The organism is Serratia sp. CY38905 (assembly GCF_052168875.1).
Lineage (GTDB): Bacteria > Pseudomonadota > Gammaproteobacteria > Enterobacterales > Enterobacteriaceae > Serratia > Serratia sarumanii.
Genome location: NZ_JBJNLV010000004.1, coordinates 124,032 through 141,177, shown reverse-complemented (window position 1 = coordinate 141,177; position 17,146 = coordinate 124,032). Strand labels below are relative to the sequence as shown.

Genomic DNA, 17,146 nt, shown 5'->3' with positions numbered 1-17,146 from the left:
GAGATGCCGCCTTGTCGTTTAGAACAGTGGGAACGTTATGGATAAACTCACACCGCTCAAACCGCTTCCTTCCCTGTGCGCCCTTGCCGCCACGCTGATTATCTGGTTCCTCATTCCCGTGCCGGAGGGCGTCGCGCCTAATGCCTGGCAGCTGCTGGCGCTGTTTATCGGCACCATCATCGCCATCATCGGCAAGGCGATGCCGATCGGCGCAGTCTCGGTGATCGCCATCGCCCTGGTGGCGGTGACCGGCGTCACCAATCCCGGCAAGCCGGGCGCCGCGCTGGACGACGCGCTCAGCGGCTTTTCCAACCAGCTGATCTGGCTGATCGGCTTTTCGATCATGATCTCCCTCAGCCTGAATAAAACCGGGCTGGGCGCGCGCATCGGCTATTACTTTATTTCGCTGTTCGGCAAAAAAACGCTGGGTATCGCCTATGCGCTGACGCTGGCGGAAACCACGCTGGCGCCGGTGACGCCGAGCAACACCGCGCGCGGCGGGGGTATCATTCACCCGATCATGAAGTCGATCGCCGACAGCTTCGGCTCCAAACCCGAGCTCAATACCTCCGGAAAAATCGGCCGCTACCTGTCGCTGGTGAACTACAACATCAACCCGGTCACCTCGGCGATGTTTATCACCGCTACCGCGCCTAACCCGCTGATTGTCAGCCTGATCGCCAAAGGCACACACGGCAGCTTCGAGCTGTCCTGGTCGATGTGGGCAGTCGCCGCTCTGGTGCCGGGACTGTGCTCGCTGATCGTGATGCCGCTGGTCATCTATCTGCTGTATCCGCCGGAGGTGAAAAGTACCCCGGACGCGCCGCGCTTCGCGCGCGAAAAACTGCAGGCGCTGGGGCCGGTAACGCTGCCGGAGAAAATCACCCTCGGGGTGTTCGCGCTGTTGCTGGTGCTGTGGGCCGGCATTCCGGCGATGATCTTCGGCCCGGCGCTGGCGGTCAATCCCACCACCGCGGCGCTGATCGGCCTGGCGGTGCTGCTGGCCACCGGGGTGCTGAGCTGGGAGGATGTGCTCAAGCATAAAGGTGCCTGGGACACCGTGGTGTGGTTCTCGGCGCTGGTGATGATGGCCAGCTTCCTTGGCAAGCTGGGGCTGATCGGCTGGCTGTCGCAAACCGTGGGCAACGGCATCGACCATATGGGCATGAGCTGGGTGGGCGGCACGATCTTGCTGACCCTCATCTATTTGTATTCGCACTATTTCTTCGCCAGCACCACCGCGCACGTGACGGCGATGTTCGCCGCCTTCTTCGCCGCCGGCATCGCGCTCGGCGCGCCACCGGCGCTGCTGGGCCTGATCCTGGCGTTCTCTTCCTCGCTGATGATGTCGCTGACGCATTACGGTACCGGCACCGCGCCGATCGTCTTCGGCTCCGGCTACGTGACGCTGGGGGAATGGTGGAAAGCGGGATGGGTGATGAGCGTGGTTAACTTGCTGATCTGGATAGTGATCGGCGGAGCATGGTGGAAGCTGCTGGGCTACTGGTGAGGAAAAAAACTCACCCGCCGGGCGGCGGGTGAAGGGGATTAATTCAAAAACGCCGGCTGCTGCGCTTCGTAGCGGGAGATGTCCGCTTCGTGCTGCAGCGTCAGGCCGATGCTGTCCAGCCCGTTGATCATGCAGTGGCGGCGGAAGCTGTCGATTTCGAACGGATAGCTTTTGCCGCCGGCGTTGACCGTCTGGTTCTCCAGATCCACCACGAACTCCGTTCCCTCGTTGGCGTCCACCAGCTTGAACAGCTCATCCACCTGCTGTTCGCTCAGCGTCACCGGCAACAGCTGGTTGTTGAACGAGTTGCCGTAAAAGATATCGGCGAAGCTCGGCGCGATCACCACTTTGAATCCGTAATCGGTCAGCGCCCAGGGCGCGTGTTCGCGCGAGGAGCCGCAGCCGAAGTTCTCGCGCGCCAACAGGATGCTGGCGCCTTTATAGCGCGGTTTGTTCAGCACGAATTCCGGGTTCGGCTGCTGGCCGGCGTCGTCGAGGAAGCGCCAGTCGTTGAACAGGTGCTGGCCGAAGCCGGTGCGGGTGACCTTCTGTAAAAACTGCTTGGGAATAATGGCGTCGGTGTCGACGTTGGCCGCATCCAAAGGCACCACTAAGCCGGTATGTTGAGTAAATTTAGCCACGTTAGCCCCTTAGTGAATATCACGGATGTCGGCGAAGTGACCGGCAACGGCGGCCGCGGCGGCCATCGCCGGGCTGACCAGGTGGGTGCGCCCACCGCGGCCCTGACGCCCTTCGAAGTTACGGTTGCTGGTGGACGCGCAGCGCTCGCCCGGATTCAGGCGATCGTTGTTCATCGCCAGACACATCGAGCAGCCCGGCAAACGCCATTCGAAACCGGCTTCGATAAAGATTTTGTCCAACCCTTCGGCTTCCGCCTGGGCCTTCACCGGGCCGGAGCCCGGCACCACGATGGCCTGCACGCCGCTGGCGACCTTGCGCCCCTTGGCGATCGCCGCCGCCGCGCGCAGATCTTCGATGCGCGAGTTGGTGCAGGAGCCGATGAACACTTTGTCGATCGGCACGTCGGTCAATTTGATGCCCGGTTTCAAGTCCATGTAGGCCAAGGCTTTTTCCGCGGAGGCGCGCTCGACCGGATCGCTGAACGATTCCGGCGCCGGGATCGCCTGATTGACGGCGATCACCTGGCCGGGGTTGGTGCCCCAGGTGACCTGCGGCGCGATCTCTTCGGCGCGCAGCGTCACCACGGTATCGAATTGGGCGTCGGCATCGGACTTCAGCGTGCGCCAATAGGCGACCGCCTGCTCCCAGTTTTCGCCGGTTGGCGCGAACTGACGCCCCTTCAGGTAGGCGAAGGTGGTGTCGTCCGGCGCGACCAACCCGGCCTTGGCGCCCATTTCGATCGCCATGTTGCACAGGGTCATGCGTCCTTCCATGCTCAACGCTTCGATCGCCTTGCCGCAGAACTCCACCACGTGGCCGGTGCCGCCGGCGCTGCCGGTTTTGCCGATCACCGCCAGCACGATGTCTTTGGCGGTAATACCCTCGGCGGCGTCGCCGGTGACTTCAATCTTCATGGTCTTGGCGCGGCCCTGCTTCAGGGTCTGGGTCGCCAGCACGTGTTCCACTTCGGAGGTGCCGATGCCGAACGCCAGCGAGCCGAAAGCGCCGTGGGTGGCGGTGTGCGAGTCGCCACAAACGATGGTCATGCCCGGCAGCGTCATGCCTTGCTCAGGCCCGATCACGTGCACGATGCCCTGGAACGGGTGGTTCAGGTCATACAGCGAAACGCCGAATTCCGCGCAGTTCTTGATCAGCTCCTGCATCTGGATGCGCGCCATCTCGCCGCTGGCGTTGATGTCTTTGGTCTGGGTCGACACGTTGTGATCCATGGTGGCGAAGGTTTTGCCGGGCTGGCGCACCTTACGGCCCATGGCACGCAGGCCGTCGAACGCCTGCGGCGAAGTGACTTCGTGCACCAGGTGACGGTCGATATACAGCAACGGCGTTTCGTTCGGCGCTTCGTGCACCATGTGGGCGTCGTACAGCTTCTGGTATAAGGTCTTGGCCATGTTATGCCCCCTGAGCTACAAAGCGAGCGATGATGTCGCCCATTTCATCGGTGCTGACGGCTTTGCCGTCACCGGCCAGATCGGCGGTGCGGTAGCCCTGTTCCAACGCCTGGTTGATGGCGCGCTCCACGGCGTCGGCCGCTTCATCGGCGCCCAGGCTGTAACGCAGCAGCAGGGTGGCGGACAGGATCTGCGCAATCGGGTTGGCGATGCCTTTGCCGGCAATATCCGGCGCGGAACCGCCCGCCGGTTCGTACAGGCCGAAGCCTTGCTCGTTCAGGCTGGCGGACGGCAACATGCCCATCGAGCCGGTGATCATCGCGCACTCGTCGGACAGAATGTCGCCGAACAGGTTGGAGCACAGCAAGACGTCGAACTGGGACGGATCCTTGATCAGCTGCATGGTGGCGTTGTCGATATACATGTGTGACAGCGACACGTCCGGGTAATCCTTGGCGACCTGATTGACCACTTCACGCCACAGGATGGAGCTTTGCAGCACGTTGGCCTTGTCGATCGACGTCACCTTGTGGCGGCGCTTGCGGGCGGATTCGAAGGCGATGCGCGCGATGCGTTCAATCTCGAAACGGTGATACACCTCGGTATCGAAAGCGCGCTCCTGCATGCCCTGGCCTTCGCGGCCCTTCGGCTGGCCGAAGTAGATGCCGCCGGTCAGTTCGCGCACGCACAGAATGTCGAAGCCGCGGGCGGCGATGTCGGCGCGCAGCGGGCAGAATGCCTCCAGCCCTTGATACAGGCGCGCCGGGCGCAGGTTGCTGAACAGTTTGAAGTGCTTGCGCAGCGGCAACAGCGCGCCGCGTTCCGGCTGCTCGGCCGGCGGCAGGTGTTCCCATTTCGGGCCGCCTACCGATCCGAACAGGATGGCGTCGGCCTGCTCGCAGCCGGCGACGGTCGCCGGCGGCAGCGGGCTGCCGTGGCGATCGATGGCGATGCCGCCGACGTCGTATTCGGCAGTGGTGATGCGAATGTCAAAGCGTTGACGCACCGCGTCCAACACTTTGCGCGCCTGAGCCATTACTTCCGGGCCGATGCCGTCTCCGGGCAAGACGGCAATGTGATAAGTCTTCGTCATGTTCACACCGTTTCCTGATTATTTTGATGTTTGTTTTGCTGCAGGCGCTGCTTTTCTTTTTCTACCTGCTGTGAGCGCCAAATATTGTTCAACACGTGCACCATCGCCTTGGCGGAAGATTCGACGATGTCGGTCGCCAGACCCACGCCGTGGAAGCGGCGGCCGTTGTAAGAGACCACGATATCCACCTGGCCCAGCGCGTCACGGCCATGGCCCTTGGCGGTCAACTGGTACTTCACCAGCTCGATCGGGTAGTCGGTGATGCGATTGATTGCCTGATAAACCGCATCGACCGGGCCGTTGCCGGTGGCGGCTTCGGCTTTCTCTTCGCCGCCGCAGATCAGTTTCACCGAGGCGGTGGCCATGATGCTGCTGCCGGACTGCACGCTGAAGTAGCCCAGGCTGAAGTGCTCCGGCTCTTCCTGCTGTTTGTTGATGAAGGCCAGCGCCTCCAGGTCATAGTCGAACACCTGGCCCTTTTTGTCGGCCAGCTTCAGGAAGGCGGCGTACAGGGTATCCAGGTTGTAGTCCTGCTCCTGGTAGCCCATCTCTTCCATGCGGTGTTTCACCGCCGCGCGACCGGAGCGGGAGGTCAGGTTCAACTGCACGTCCTTCAGGCCGATCGACTGCGGGGTCATGATTTCGTAGTTTTCGCGGTTTTTCAGCACGCCGTCCTGGTGAATGCCGGAGGAGTGGGCGAAGGCGTTGGAGCCGACGATCGCCTTGTTGGCCGGGATCGGCATGTTGCACAGCTGGCTGACGATCTGGCTGGTGCGGAAGATTTCCTGATGATTGATGTTGGTGTGCACGTTCATGATGTCCTGGCGCACCTTAATCGCCATGATCACCTCTTCCAGCGAACAGTTGCCGGCGCGCTCACCGATGCCGTTCAGGGTGCCTTCCACCTGACGGGCGCCGGCCTGAACCGCGGCGATGGAGTTGCCGACCGCCATGCCCAAATCGTCGTGGCAGTGCACGGAAATGATGGCTTTGTCGATGTTCGGCACGCGGTCATACAAGGTGGTGATGATGCCGCCGAACTGGTTCGGCGTGGTGTAACCGACGGTGTCCGGAATATTGATGGTGGTGGCGCCGGCGTTGATGGCGGCTTCGACCACGCGGCACAGATTGTCGATCGGCGTGCGGCCGGCGTCTTCACAGGAGAACTCTACGTCGTCGGTGTAGTTGCGGGCGCGTTTGACCGAGCGCACCGCCATCTCCAATACTTCGTCGAACGAGCGCTTCAGTTTCGATTCGATGTGCAGGGTTGAGGTGGCCAGGAATACGTGGATGCGGAATGCTTCGGCGACGCGCAACGCTTCGGCGGCCACGTCGATGTCTTTGTCCACACAGCGGGCCAGGCCGCAGACGCGGCTGTTCTTGATCTGGCGCGCGATGGTTTGCACCGACTCGAAGTCGCCCGGCGAAGAGACCGGGAAGCCGACCTCCATCACGTCGACGCCCATTCTTTCCAGCGCCAGCGCAATCTGAATCTTCTCTTTTACGCTCAGGCTGGCCTGCAACGCCTGTTCGCCATCACGCAGCGTGGTATCGAAAATAATGACTTGTTGGCTCATCGGTGCATTCCTTATCGTGTTGATTTCACGCTAAGCGGGCAAAAAAAAACCCGCGCAGTAGCGCGGGTTTCTTATGGGTGATCGGCTGAGTCAGCTCCGAACTTCGTCCATAGGCATACCGCGCAAACAAGATGCGTTGAGTAGTAGGCCTAGTAGACGATGAGTACGGATCATAAGGGTTCAGCTTCTCTTAAATTGGGTGTCTGCCTAATTTGATACGTGATTGGCCTGGCGATGTCAACACCTGATTGAATGCGGGGACAATGCACCAGCCCATTGGCCAAACAGAGGATCATTCGGCAAAAAAGCGACGCCTTAGAGAAAAAATGGGGCCAGTTTGCGCGCTGCTTAGCATAAACGAATCGAATATATACTGCGCTAATTGCTTCTGGATTTCGTTGCGTTAAGATTTGCGATGAAAAAATAAGAGGAATTAATCACGGGGGGCAACAAAATAACATTTTTTATACAAATGATTTAAATTGAATTCATATGATTAATTGATTATTTTAGTCATAATATAACAAAATAATGTAATTTTACACAAAGTGAGCGGTGTTTTTAGATGGTTTGATTGCTTATGATGTGTTTTTATAGTTTGTCTCATACAGTGCAGCTATGTTGTTTAGTTGTATTAATCATTGTTGATACCTAATTATTAGTACTACCCAGGTGGCATTCTTCCCGCTGACGGGAGAAACTACTGACATGTATTCCATATACGACTTATATCGTGTCGATAACACGAGGTTTTTTATCGGTTGATGACGGTAATGGCAGGATTTGTCGTGCAAAGATATGACAATGCGGCGTTTCATTGTTTGTCGAGCATAAGGATTAGATTATCTACACAGGATTTAGTGGAGTGAAATATGGCTGAATATGATTCAGAAATCACTATGGTCAAAGAGCCGGCGGACATTCATTTGCGCAGCGTCGATCTTAATTTGCTGACGGTGTTTGACGCCGTGATGCAAATGCAAAATATTACGCGAGCCGCTAATTCGCTAGGGATGTCGCAGCCGGCGGTGAGCAACGCGGTAGCGCGCCTGAAGGTGATGTTCAACGACGAACTGTTCGTGCGCTGTGGGCGCGGGATCCAGCCCACCATGCGAGCCAGGCAGCTGTTTGGCCCGGTGCGGCAAGCGTTGCAGCTGGTGCAGAATGAATTGCCGGGCGCCGAGTTCGAGCCGCTGACCAGCACGCGAGCGTTTTCCTTGTCGCTGTGCAGTCCGCTCGACTTGCGCCTGGGCGCCGGGATAATCAATCACGTCAAACAGATCGCGCCGCAGCTTAATCTGCAAATAAAGTCATACATCAACAATAATATCGAACATCAATTGCGTTATCAGGACGTCGAGTTTGTCATCGGCTACAGCCGTTTCGAATCGGCAGAGTTTCGCAGTTTGGCGATGTTCGACGACGAATTAGTGCTGGCGGCCGCGCAGGCGCACCCGAGAATGGGCGAGGAGGCGACGCCGGAGCAAATGCTGGCCGAACAGCACGCGGCGGTATCCCTGGAAAGTTTTGGATCGTTCAGTAAGCCTTTTTATTTAGAGGAACCGATGCTGCGCGCCGTGACGCAGCAGTGCACGGATCTCTACAGCGTGTTGAATATGGTGTCGCAAACGGAGATGGTGGCGATTGCACCAGCCTGGCTGGTGAGACAACAGACGGAGGCGTTGAAAATAAAGGCGGTTCCTTTGTGCGCCAATCACAATAAAGCAACCTGCTATCTTTCCTGGCATGAATCCTCCGAGCGGGATAAAGGGCACCAGTGGATGAAATCCGTCCTGATTGAGGCAGGTAACCCAAAGTAAATCGATAAAAAATGGGAGCCATATAAAGATAATATTCAACTGAGCGTTTTTTTCTCATGATAAAAACTAAGAACTATCTGTGTTTTTATTAAGATGTTTCTTGGTTTTACGGCGATAAAATAACTTATTTTCATAGTGGGTTTGTTCGTTCAGCAAAAATAATTAATATAAATTAATATTCTGATTTTTACTTTCCGGCTAGTATTTTAAACTAACTCGATGCAGCGGCCCGGATGGGCCGCGTTTTATTGCCGCCGGCAAACCTTTTCCTTCCCGTTCTGTCCAACTGATGAAAGCACGAAAGCCGGCTTGAGTTTTGGCTCACACTTCTACGCTGAAATCGCTTTTCCCCCTGCCTGAGAGTAGGTAGACTGCGCGGAAAAAAGTAAACACCTGTAAGCTGAGATGAGGGCCGCAAGGCGTCGTTCAGGCTTAACTGTATGATTCATTTCAGGCTTAGAACACTATGATCACTAATCTGCTGCAATACCATCTGATCCATCGTATACAGCATCAAATCACCCACCGAGCCGATCGCACAGCTTTTCGCCAATGGTCGCCCAACGGCGAGTTGCAACTGACCTGGGGAGCGGCCGCCGCCCGCATTGATCGCATCGCCGCCGGGCTGCTGGGGCTGGGCGTCGAAGTGCAAGAACGCATCGGTATTTTCGCCAATAACACGATGGCCTGGTCGTTGACCGATCTCGCGATCCTGCACCTGCGTGGCGTCAGCGTACCGCTCTATTCCACCAATACGCCGGCGCAGGCGGCGTTTGTCACCAACGACGCTGACATCCGCATACTGTTCGTCGGTGAGCAGGCGCAGCTTGACGCCGCCATCGCGCTGCGCGGCGTCTGCCCACAGCTGCGGCACATTATCGTCTTCGACGAGGGGGCCGATCTGCGCGGCTGCGAGATCGCACAGCATCTGAGCGCCTTCGAGCGCGCTGCCGATCCGGCGGCTTTTGCCGCTCAACGTCGGCAGCGTATTGAAGAGTGCGACCTGCAGGATCTCTTCACCCTGATTTATACCTCGGGTACTACCGGCGAGCCGAAAGGGGTGATGCTGGACTACCGCAACCTGGCGGCGCAGCTCTACCTGCATGATGAAAGGCTGACGGTCGGCGAAGAGGATGTGTCGCTCAGCTTCCTGCCGCTGTCGCACGTGTTCGAGCGGGCCTGGAGCTTCTTTGTGATGCATTCCGGCGCGCAGAACGTCTTCCTGCCGAATACCGATTGGGTGCGGGAAGCGATGGGGCAGGTCCGCCCGACGCTGATGTGTGCGGTGCCGCGTTTCTACGAGAAGATTTTCAGCGCGGTGCATGAAAAAGTGGCGCGCGCCCCTTGGCTGCGCCGTGCGTTGTTCCACTGGGCGATCGTCTGCGGCGAGCGCAAGTTCCTGCAGGAGCGGGCCGGCAAACCGTTGGGCAAAGTGTTCGACTTCACCCACCGCTGGGCCGACAAGCTGGTGTTGAGCAAGCTGCGCGGTATCCTCGGCGGCCGGGTGCGCTTTTTGCCGGCGGCGGGCGCCAAGCTGGACGACAATGTGATCCTGTTTTTCCAGGCGATGGGCGTCAACATCAAGTACGGTTACGGCATGACCGAAACCTGCGCCACCGTCTCCTGCTGGGAAGAGGGGCATTTCCGCTTCGGCTCTATCGGCAAACCGCTGCCGGAGGTCGAGGTGCGCATTGGCGAGGAAAATGAAATCCAGGTGCGCGGGCCGATCGTGATGCGCGGCTATTTCAACAAACCGTTGGAAACCGCCGCGACCTTTACCGAGGACGGCTGGCTGAAAACCGGCGACGCCGGTGCGATCGATGAAGAGGGCAACCTGTTCATCACCGAACGGCTGAAGGATTTGATGAAAACCTCCGGCGGCAAATACATCGCGCCGCAGATGCTGGAAGGCACGCTGGCGCAGGATCGCTTTATCGAGCAGGTGGCGATCATCGCCGATGCGCGTAAATTCGTTTCTGCGCTGATCGTGCCGTGCTTTGAGTCGCTGGAAGAGTATGCGAAGTCAGTCAACCTGAAATACCAGGATCGCCTGGAACTGCTGCGCAACGGCGAAATCCTCGAGATGTTCGAAAAGCGCCTGCGCGAGATGCAAAAGGAGCTGGCGCGCTTCGAACAGGTGAAGAAGTTCACCCTGCTGCCGGCAGCCTTTTCCATGGAGTTGGGAGAGCTCACGCCAACGCTGAAGCTGCGCCGCAAAGTGATCCTGCAGCGCTATCAGCGCGAAATCGATTCAATGTACCAGGAACAGGCCTGACGCCGCCGCCGGGCCATGTGCCCGGCGAAAAAAGCGGCATATCCTTCACCTGATTTAGTTCTGTAATTTTCCCTCTGTTCGAAACAATGCCTAGCCTGACAACCCTGCGGCTAGCGCATTGTTTTTATAAAGCCGTGATATCCAGCCGCTTGGCAATAACCATGCCTCCGCTAAGCCATTTTGTCGTTTGCCTGCCCCAAATTCTGACGTTATGTTAATTCGATAGCGACAACCCATAAAAACTTTGGGGCATTGCCCCGCAGCAGGCGCCACGTTCCGGCGCCAGAGAAGAATAAGCAAGCCTGGAGGCAAACCCATGGAGATGTTGTCAGGAGCCGAGATGGTCGTCCGATCGTTGATCGATCAGGGCGTTAAGCATGTATTCGGCTACCCCGGCGGGGCGGTGCTCGATATCTACGACGCCCTGCATACGGTTGGAGGGATCGATCATATTCTGGTGCGCCACGAGCAGGGGGCGGTGCACATGGCCGACGGCTACGCGCGCGCCACCGGTGAAGTGGGCGTGGTGCTGGTGACCTCTGGCCCCGGCGCCACCAACGCCATTACCGGTATCGCCACCGCCTATATGGACTCGATCCCGATGGTGGTGCTGTCGGGGCAGGTGCCCAGCTCGCTGATCGGCTACGACGCCTTCCAGGAGTGCGATATGGTGGGGATTTCGCGCCCGGTGGTGAAGCACAGCTTCCTGGTAAAACGCACCGAAGACATCCCGGCGGTGTTGAAGAAGGCGTTCTTCCTGGCTTCCAGCGGCCGGCCCGGCCCGGTGGTGATCGATCTGCCGAAAGATATCGTCGGCCCGGCGGTGCGGATGCCTTATGCCTACCCGCAGGACGTGAGCATGCGTTCTTACAACCCGACGGTGCAGGGGCACCGCGGGCAGATAAAACGCGCGCTGCAAACCATTCTGGCGGCCAAAAAGCCGGTGATGTACGTCGGCGGCGGCGCGATTAACGCCAGTTGCGAAGCCGAACTGTTGGCCTTGGCGGAGCAGCTGAATCTGCCGGTGACCAGCAGCCTGATGGGATTGGGCGCTTTCCCCGGCACCCACCGGCAGAGCGTCGGCATGCTCGGCATGCACGGCACCTATGAAGCCAACAAAACCATGCATCACGCCGACGTGATCTTCGCCGTCGGCGTGCGTTTCGACGATCGCACCACCAACAATCTGGCCAAATACTGCCCGGACGCCACCGTGCTGCACATCGATATCGATCCGACCTCGATCTCCAAAACGGTGGACGCCGATATTCCGATCGTCGGCGATGCCAAACAGGTGCTGGTGCAGATGCTGGAGCTGTTGGCACAGGACGAGAAAGCGCAGGATCACGACGCGCTGCGCGACTGGTGGCAGTCTATCGAGCAGTGGCGTGCCCGCGACTGCCTGGGTTACGACAAGCACAGCGGCACCATCAAACCTCAGGCGGTGATCGAAACCTTGCACCGCCTGACCAAAGGCGATGCGTATGTCACCTCGGACGTCGGCCAGCACCAGATGTTCGCCGCACTCTATTATCCGTTCGATAAACCGCGCCGCTGGATCAACTCCGGCGGCCTCGGCACCATGGGCTTCGGCCTGCCGGCGGCACTGGGCGTCAAGCTGGCGCTGCCGGAGGAAACCGTGGTGTGCGTGACCGGCGACGGCAGCATTCAGATGAATATTCAGGAGCTGTCCACCGCGCTGCAATATAACCTGCCGGTGGTGGTGGTGAACCTCAACAACCGCTATCTGGGCATGGTAAAGCAGTGGCAGGACATGATTTATTCCGGCCGTCACTCGCAGTCCTACATGGATTCGCTGCCGGACTTCGTCAAGCTGGCCGAGGCTTACGGTCATGTCGGCATCGCCATCCGCACGCCGGATGAGCTGGAAAGCAAGCTGGCGCAGGCGCTGGCGGAAAAAGAGCGGCTGGTGTTCGTCGACGTGACCGTCGATGAAACCGAACATGTTTACCCGATGCAGATCCGCGGCGGAAGCATGGACGAAATGTGGCTTAGCAAAACGGAGAGGACCTGATCATGCGCCGTATTTTATCTGTCTTGCTGGAAAACGAATCCGGCGCTTTGTCGCGCGTGGTCGGGCTGTTCTCCCAGCGCGGTTATAACATCGAGAGCCTGACGGTGGCGCCGACCGACGATCCGACGCTGTCGCGCATGACTATCCAGACCGTCGGCGACGAGAAAGTGCTGGAGCAGATTGAGAAACAGCTGCACAAGCTGGTGGACGTGCTGCGCGTCAGCGAGCTGGTGCAGGGCGCCCACGTTGAGCGCGAGATCATGCTGGTGAAGCTGCAGGCCAGCGGCTACGGCCGTGAAGAGGTGAAGCGCTGCGCCGACATTTTCCGTGGCCAGATCGTGGATGTGACGGCGACGCTGTACACGGTACAGCTGGCCGGCACCAGCGACAAGCTCGACGCTTTCCTGAGCGCGGTGCGTGAAGTGGCGGAGATCGTGGAAGTGGCCCGTTCCGGGGTGGTCGGCGTGTCGCGTGGCGACAAAATCATGCGCTGAGTGCGGTCTGGCGGTGAATAATCAGGGGCGCGGCGTGGCTGCGCCCTTTGTTTTTCGGTATTTTTTGCCCGATTGCTGGCACCTTTCGGCAAAAGCGGTTGCTAGGCAGTGTTTTCTGCTGTTAGATCGCAGAGGCTGGATTGAATAACCGCACGGGATGTCATGGTTAATCCGAGCACAGCCTTCACTTCTATTTTCAGCGTCATTAAGGGGTTAATGTGAAACTGGATGAAATCGCGCGTCTCGCGGGCGTTTCGCGCACGACGGCCAGTTACGTCATCAACGGCAAGGCGAAGCAGTATCGTGTCAGCGATAAAACCGTCGAGAAAGTGATGGCCGTGGTCAGGGAGCATAACTATCACCCGAATGCCGTCGCGGCGGGGCTGCGCGCCGGGCGTACCCGTTCTATCGGTCTGGTGATCCCGGATCTGGAAAATACCAGCTATACCCGCATCGCCAACTACCTGGAACGCCAGGCGCGCCAGCGTGGTTACCAATTGCTGATCGCCTGTTCCGAAGATCAGCCGGACAACGAAATGCGCTGTATCGAGCACCTGCTGCAGCGCCAGGTGGACGCCATCATCGTCTCCACCGCCTTGCCGCCGGAGCATCCTTTCTATCAACGCTGGGCCAACGATCCGCTGCCGATCATCGCGCTGGACCGCGCGCTGGATCGCGAGCATTTCATCAGCGTCGTCGGGGCCGATCAGGAAGACGCCTTTGCGCTGGCGCAGGAGCTGCGCACCTTCCCGGCGGAATCGGTGCTGTATCTGGGCGCCTTGCCGGAGCTTTCGGTGAGCTTCCTGCGCGAGCAGGGCTTCCGTCAGGCCTGGCAAGAGGATCCCCGCCATGTCGATTACCTGTACGCCAACAGCTATGAACGTGAAGCCGCCGGCGCGCTGTTCGCCGAATGGCTGAAAACGCACCCGATGCCGCAGGCGCTGTTCACCACTTCGTTCTCGCTGTTGCAGGGCGTGATGGACGTGACGCTGAAGCAACGCGGCCGTTTGCCGACCGATCTGGCAATTGCCACCTTCGGCGACCATGAACTGTTGGATTTCCTCGAGTGCCCGGTGCTCGCGGTGGCGCAGCGCCATCGCGACGTGGCCGAACGCGTGCTCGAGCTGGTGTTGGCCAGCCTGGACGAACCGCGTAAACCCAAGCCGGGTTTGACGCGTATTCGCCGCAATCTGTTCCGCCGCGGCAGCCTGAGCCGCAAATAGTTCGCTCTACGGGAGCTCGCTTTGGCGGGCTCCTGGTTTAGACATAGCCCGCCACCCGGAACAGCCGCCGGCAATATTCCAGGAAATAGCCATACACCACGCCCATCGCCATGGAGACCAGCGCATTACTGGTCACCGCCGCCAGCATTTGTGGGCCGTCGGCGCCTACGCTCCACAGAATGGCGGCATAAACCGGCGACTGGAAACTGACGTAGGCCAGCAGATCGGCGAGGTTGCGCAGCACGAACTGGCCGCGCGGGCAGCGGCGCGCCGTGCGAATAAACAGATCGCGATAGCGGCCGTAGGGCCAGGCGATCAGGATGTTGACCGGAATCGACAGCAGGCGCGAAGAGAGGGATTGCTGAAAGCTCATGCCGGAGATCAACACTTCTATCGCCATGCCGGCGATAAAGCAGTACACCACCAGTGCGAACGTATCGGCAGCGGCGCTACGCCAGTGAGCGGCGGGCGAAAGCATGTGTCATCCCCTTTGGTTAACCTGCTGTTAAATTATTAATGCTTGGATGTTAAGTCTGGGTTTTTGCGTTTTTTATAGTGTACTAATCTGCATTATGTTTTTTAACTAGGTTTATATTTTTATTTTTAACATTTGTTCGGTTTTTGTCCCGCGGAACCGGGGAAGAGGTGAGGGCGGAGGGATTAAAATCGGCATTTTAAAATAAACTCATTAAAAACATGTGGTTGCGATTTTTTGCTTCAAGTGAGGATTTTTTCCGGCAGAAATTGTGGAAATAAAGGTGTAAGAAAATGAAACCATAATTGTAAACAGGTATTTTGGGAATAATCTTACCAAATTGATTTAAATCGAAATTACTTCTGCTCGTAATATCCGAGCCATTTATTTTTTTCGCGGCCTCATCACGGCAGTGCAAATTGAAGTAAAATAGCGACCGGTTTTACGGTGAATAACGATTGAGCGTTATTAACTCAAGGAGTTATGGCCTTATTCCGCGATCGATTCGCCAGGCGCCGAGCCTTGGCGGGCGCGGCTCGCCAGCGGTTACCGCACTGAGATTGCCGAGCTGAAAAATGAGACATGGCTTGCAGAAGGAAGTAATGAGTTAATTAATCGCCAGTTCGTAAGGTTTTTAATCAGATTCTTTCCGCTTAGAAAATTCTCTCCGTTTATCATGGTGTTAATTTTTAATCGTCGAATAATCAGAGTTTCTTTCGCGAGTCAGCTCCCAAAATGACCAGAGAAATATTGCCAAAGCGCTGGCGCTCTGGCTTGACAAGGTTTTCATACCCTCCGTAAACTCCATTGTGTGGGAATTTGTGGGGTAAAGTGGTGAAAACGGTCACTAAGGGGTAGCTCAGGAATGTTCCGTGGAGCGACGATGGTCAACCTCGACAGCAAAGGGCGGCTCGCCGTACCTACCCGATATCGGGAATTGCTCAACGAGGAATCGCAAGGCCAAATGGTCTGTACCATTGACCTCCATCAGCCCTGCCTGCTGCTTTATCCTTTGCCCGAATGGGAAATTATTGAACAAAAATTATCACGTCTGTCGAGCATGAATCCCGCCGAGCGCCGCGTTCAGCGCCTGTTACTGGGGCATGCCAGTGAGTGTCAGATGGATAGTGCCGGTCGTTTGCTGCTCGCCAATACGCTGCGGCAACACGCCGGGCTCACGAAAGAAGTGATGCTGGTCGGTCAGTTCAACAAGTTTGAACTGTGGGATGAACAGACCTGGTATCAACAAGTCAAGGATGATATTGACGCTGAACAGTCGACTCAGGAACCGTTGTCTGAGCGGCTACAGGACTTGTCGCTATAAGCATGTTGGAAAACTATAAACACACCACCGTCCTGCTGGACGAAGCCGTCAACGGCCTCAATATCCGCAGCAACGGCATATATATCGACGGTACTTTTGGTCGCGGTGGCCATTCTCGTCTGATTCTGTCCCAGCTGGGGCCGGAAGGGCGCTTGCTGGCGATTGACCGTGACCCTCAGGCGATTGCAGCCGCCAAATCTATTGAAGATCCTCGTTTTACCATCGTACACGGCCCATTCTCCGAGTTGTCGCACTACGTGCGGGAACGTGAATTGGTGGGCAAGATCGACGGCGTTCTGCTCGATCTGGGCGTTTCTTCGCCGCAGCTTGACGACGCAGAGCGCGGGTTTTCCTTTATGCGCGATGGCCCGCTGGACATGCGCATGGATCCCTCCACCGGTTTGTCCGCCGCCGAGTGGCTGATGAAGGCCGAAGCGGACGACATCGCCTGGGTGCTGAAAACCTTTGGCGAAGAGCGTTTCGCCAAGCGCATCGCACGCGCCATCGTGGAAAGAAACCGCGTGGAGCCGATGACGCGCACCAAAGCGTTGGCGGATCTGATTGCCGATGCCAGCCCGTTCCGTGAAAAGCACAAGCATCCGGCGACGCGCAGCTTCCAGGCGATCCGCATCTATATCAACAGCGAGCTGGAAGAGATCGAGCGTGCGCTCGACGGCGCGCTGGAAGTGCTGGCCCCACGGGGCCGTTTGTCGATCATCAGCTTCCACTCGCTGGAAGACCGCATCGTCAAACGCTTTATGCGTCACCACAGCCGCGGCGCTCAGGTGCCGGCGGGCATTCCGTTGACCGAAGAGCAACTGCGCAGCATGGGCGGGCGAACGCTGAAAGCGCTGGGCAAAATGATGCCGTCGGAAGCGGAAGTGGCGGACAACCCGCGTGCGCGCAGCTCGGTGCTGCGTATTGCTGAGAGGATGCCCGCGTGATTGGCAACGAACGTCACGGCCTGGTCGGGGTGATTGGCGGCGATCTGCTGCGCAATGCCAAGATCCCCCTGATTTTACTGATTGCGTCACTGGTCTCCGCGGTTTTCGTGGTGACCACCGCGCACCGCACCCGCCTGCTGACCGCCGAGCGCGAACAGCTGGTGCTGGAGCGCGATGCGCTGGATATCGAGTGGCGCAACCTGATTTTAGAAGAGAACGCCCTCGGCGATCACAGCCGGGTTGAACGTATCGCGACAGAAAAACTGCAGATGCAACACGTTGATCCATCGCAGGAAAATATCATCGTTAAACAATGAATGGTTTA

14 protein-coding genes are annotated in these 17,146 nt (G+C 58.0%); 9 read left to right on the top strand and 5 right to left on the bottom strand.

Annotated elements, in window-relative coordinates; all coding sequences use genetic code 11:
• The first annotated feature begins 37 nt into the window (after positions 1-37).
• Positions 38-1,510 carry a DASS family sodium-coupled anion symporter gene (locus ACJ8MK_RS11980; RefSeq protein ID WP_033649188.1) on the top strand — a complete coding sequence of 491 codons (1,473 nt, stop codon included), beginning with the start codon at positions 38-40 and terminating at the stop codon, positions 1,508-1,510.
• 38 nt (positions 1,511-1,548) lie between these two features.
• On the opposite strand, the gene leuD is transcribed toward ACJ8MK_RS11980, so the two are convergent.
• From leuD to leuA, 4 genes are read right to left on the bottom strand one after another with little or no spacing between them, the layout of a single operon-like run.
• A complete protein-coding gene (leuD, locus tag ACJ8MK_RS11975; RefSeq protein ID WP_025159634.1) occupies positions 1,549-2,151 on the bottom strand; it encodes a 3-isopropylmalate dehydratase small subunit in 603 nt (200 codons plus the stop codon).
• Between the two features lie 9 nt (positions 2,152-2,160).
• Positions 2,161-3,561 (bottom strand): 3-isopropylmalate dehydratase large subunit, encoded by a 1,401-nt coding sequence (gene leuC, locus ACJ8MK_RS11970; RefSeq protein ID WP_164134596.1) that lies wholly within the window; start codon positions 3,559-3,561, stop codon positions 2,161-2,163.
• 1 nt (position 3,562) lies between these two features.
• Complete coding sequence (leuB, locus tag ACJ8MK_RS11965; RefSeq protein ID WP_033649192.1) at positions 3,563-4,654, bottom strand: 3-isopropylmalate dehydrogenase; 1,092 nt, start codon at positions 4,652-4,654, stop codon at positions 3,563-3,565.
• 2 nt (positions 4,655-4,656) lie between these two features.
• Positions 4,657-6,231 carry a 2-isopropylmalate synthase gene (gene leuA / locus ACJ8MK_RS11960; protein ID WP_004932820.1) on the bottom strand — a complete coding sequence of 525 codons (1,575 nt, stop codon included), beginning with the start codon at positions 6,229-6,231 and terminating at the stop codon, positions 4,657-4,659.
• An 872-nt stretch (positions 6,232-7,103) separates the two neighbouring features.
• Here leuA and leuO point away from each other — a divergent pair.
• The 5 genes from leuO to cra all read left to right on the top strand — a co-directional run bounded on the left by leuO (position 7,104) and on the right by cra (position 14,078).
• A complete protein-coding gene (leuO, locus tag ACJ8MK_RS11955) occupies positions 7,104-8,051 on the top strand; it encodes a transcriptional regulator LeuO (protein WP_033649194.1) in 948 nt (315 codons plus the stop codon).
• A gap of 466 nt (positions 8,052-8,517) precedes the next feature.
• Positions 8,518-10,326, top strand: a complete 1,809-nt coding sequence (locus tag ACJ8MK_RS11950) for an AMP-dependent synthetase/ligase (protein WP_033652908.1) — start codon at positions 8,518-8,520, stop codon at positions 10,324-10,326.
• A gap of 316 nt (positions 10,327-10,642) precedes the next feature.
• Positions 10,643-12,361, top strand: a complete 1,719-nt coding sequence (gene ilvI / locus ACJ8MK_RS11945; RefSeq protein ID WP_060422467.1) for an acetolactate synthase 3 large subunit — start codon at positions 10,643-10,645, stop codon at positions 12,359-12,361.
• Between the two features lie 2 nt (positions 12,362-12,363).
• Positions 12,364-12,855, top strand: a complete 492-nt coding sequence (gene ilvN, locus ACJ8MK_RS11940; protein WP_004932806.1) for an acetolactate synthase small subunit — start codon at positions 12,364-12,366, stop codon at positions 12,853-12,855.
• Positions 12,856-13,073: 218 nt separating this feature from the next.
• Positions 13,074-14,078: a catabolite repressor/activator gene (cra, locus tag ACJ8MK_RS11935; RefSeq protein WP_004932801.1), complete on the top strand. Its 1,005-nt coding sequence runs from the start codon at positions 13,074-13,076 to the stop codon at positions 14,076-14,078.
• A gap of 37 nt (positions 14,079-14,115) precedes the next feature.
• On the opposite strand, the gene ACJ8MK_RS11930 is transcribed toward cra, so the two are convergent.
• Positions 14,116-14,556, bottom strand: a complete 441-nt coding sequence (locus ACJ8MK_RS11930; RefSeq protein WP_033637098.1) for an L-alanine exporter AlaE — start codon at positions 14,554-14,556, stop codon at positions 14,116-14,118.
• An 862-nt stretch (positions 14,557-15,418) separates the two neighbouring features.
• On the opposite strand from ACJ8MK_RS11930, the gene mraZ reads away from it, so the two are divergent.
• Genes mraZ through ftsL form a run of 3 tightly spaced genes read left to right on the top strand, consistent with a single transcriptional unit; the run spans position 15,419 to position 17,138 of the window.
• A complete protein-coding gene (gene mraZ / locus ACJ8MK_RS11925; protein ID WP_025159638.1) occupies positions 15,419-15,877 on the top strand; it encodes a division/cell wall cluster transcriptional repressor MraZ in 459 nt (152 codons plus the stop codon).
• A 2-nt stretch (positions 15,878-15,879) separates the two neighbouring features.
• A complete protein-coding gene (gene rsmH / locus ACJ8MK_RS11920) occupies positions 15,880-16,821 on the top strand; it encodes a 16S rRNA (cytosine(1402)-N(4))-methyltransferase RsmH (RefSeq protein WP_033637099.1) in 942 nt (313 codons plus the stop codon).
• On the top strand, positions 16,818-17,138 hold the full coding sequence (ftsL, locus tag ACJ8MK_RS11915; RefSeq protein ID WP_012005204.1) for a cell division protein FtsL: 321 nt from the start codon (positions 16,818-16,820) through the stop codon (positions 17,136-17,138). Before rsmH ends, ftsL begins: the two co-directional genes overlap by 4 nt.
• Positions 17,139-17,146 lie beyond the last annotated feature (8 nt).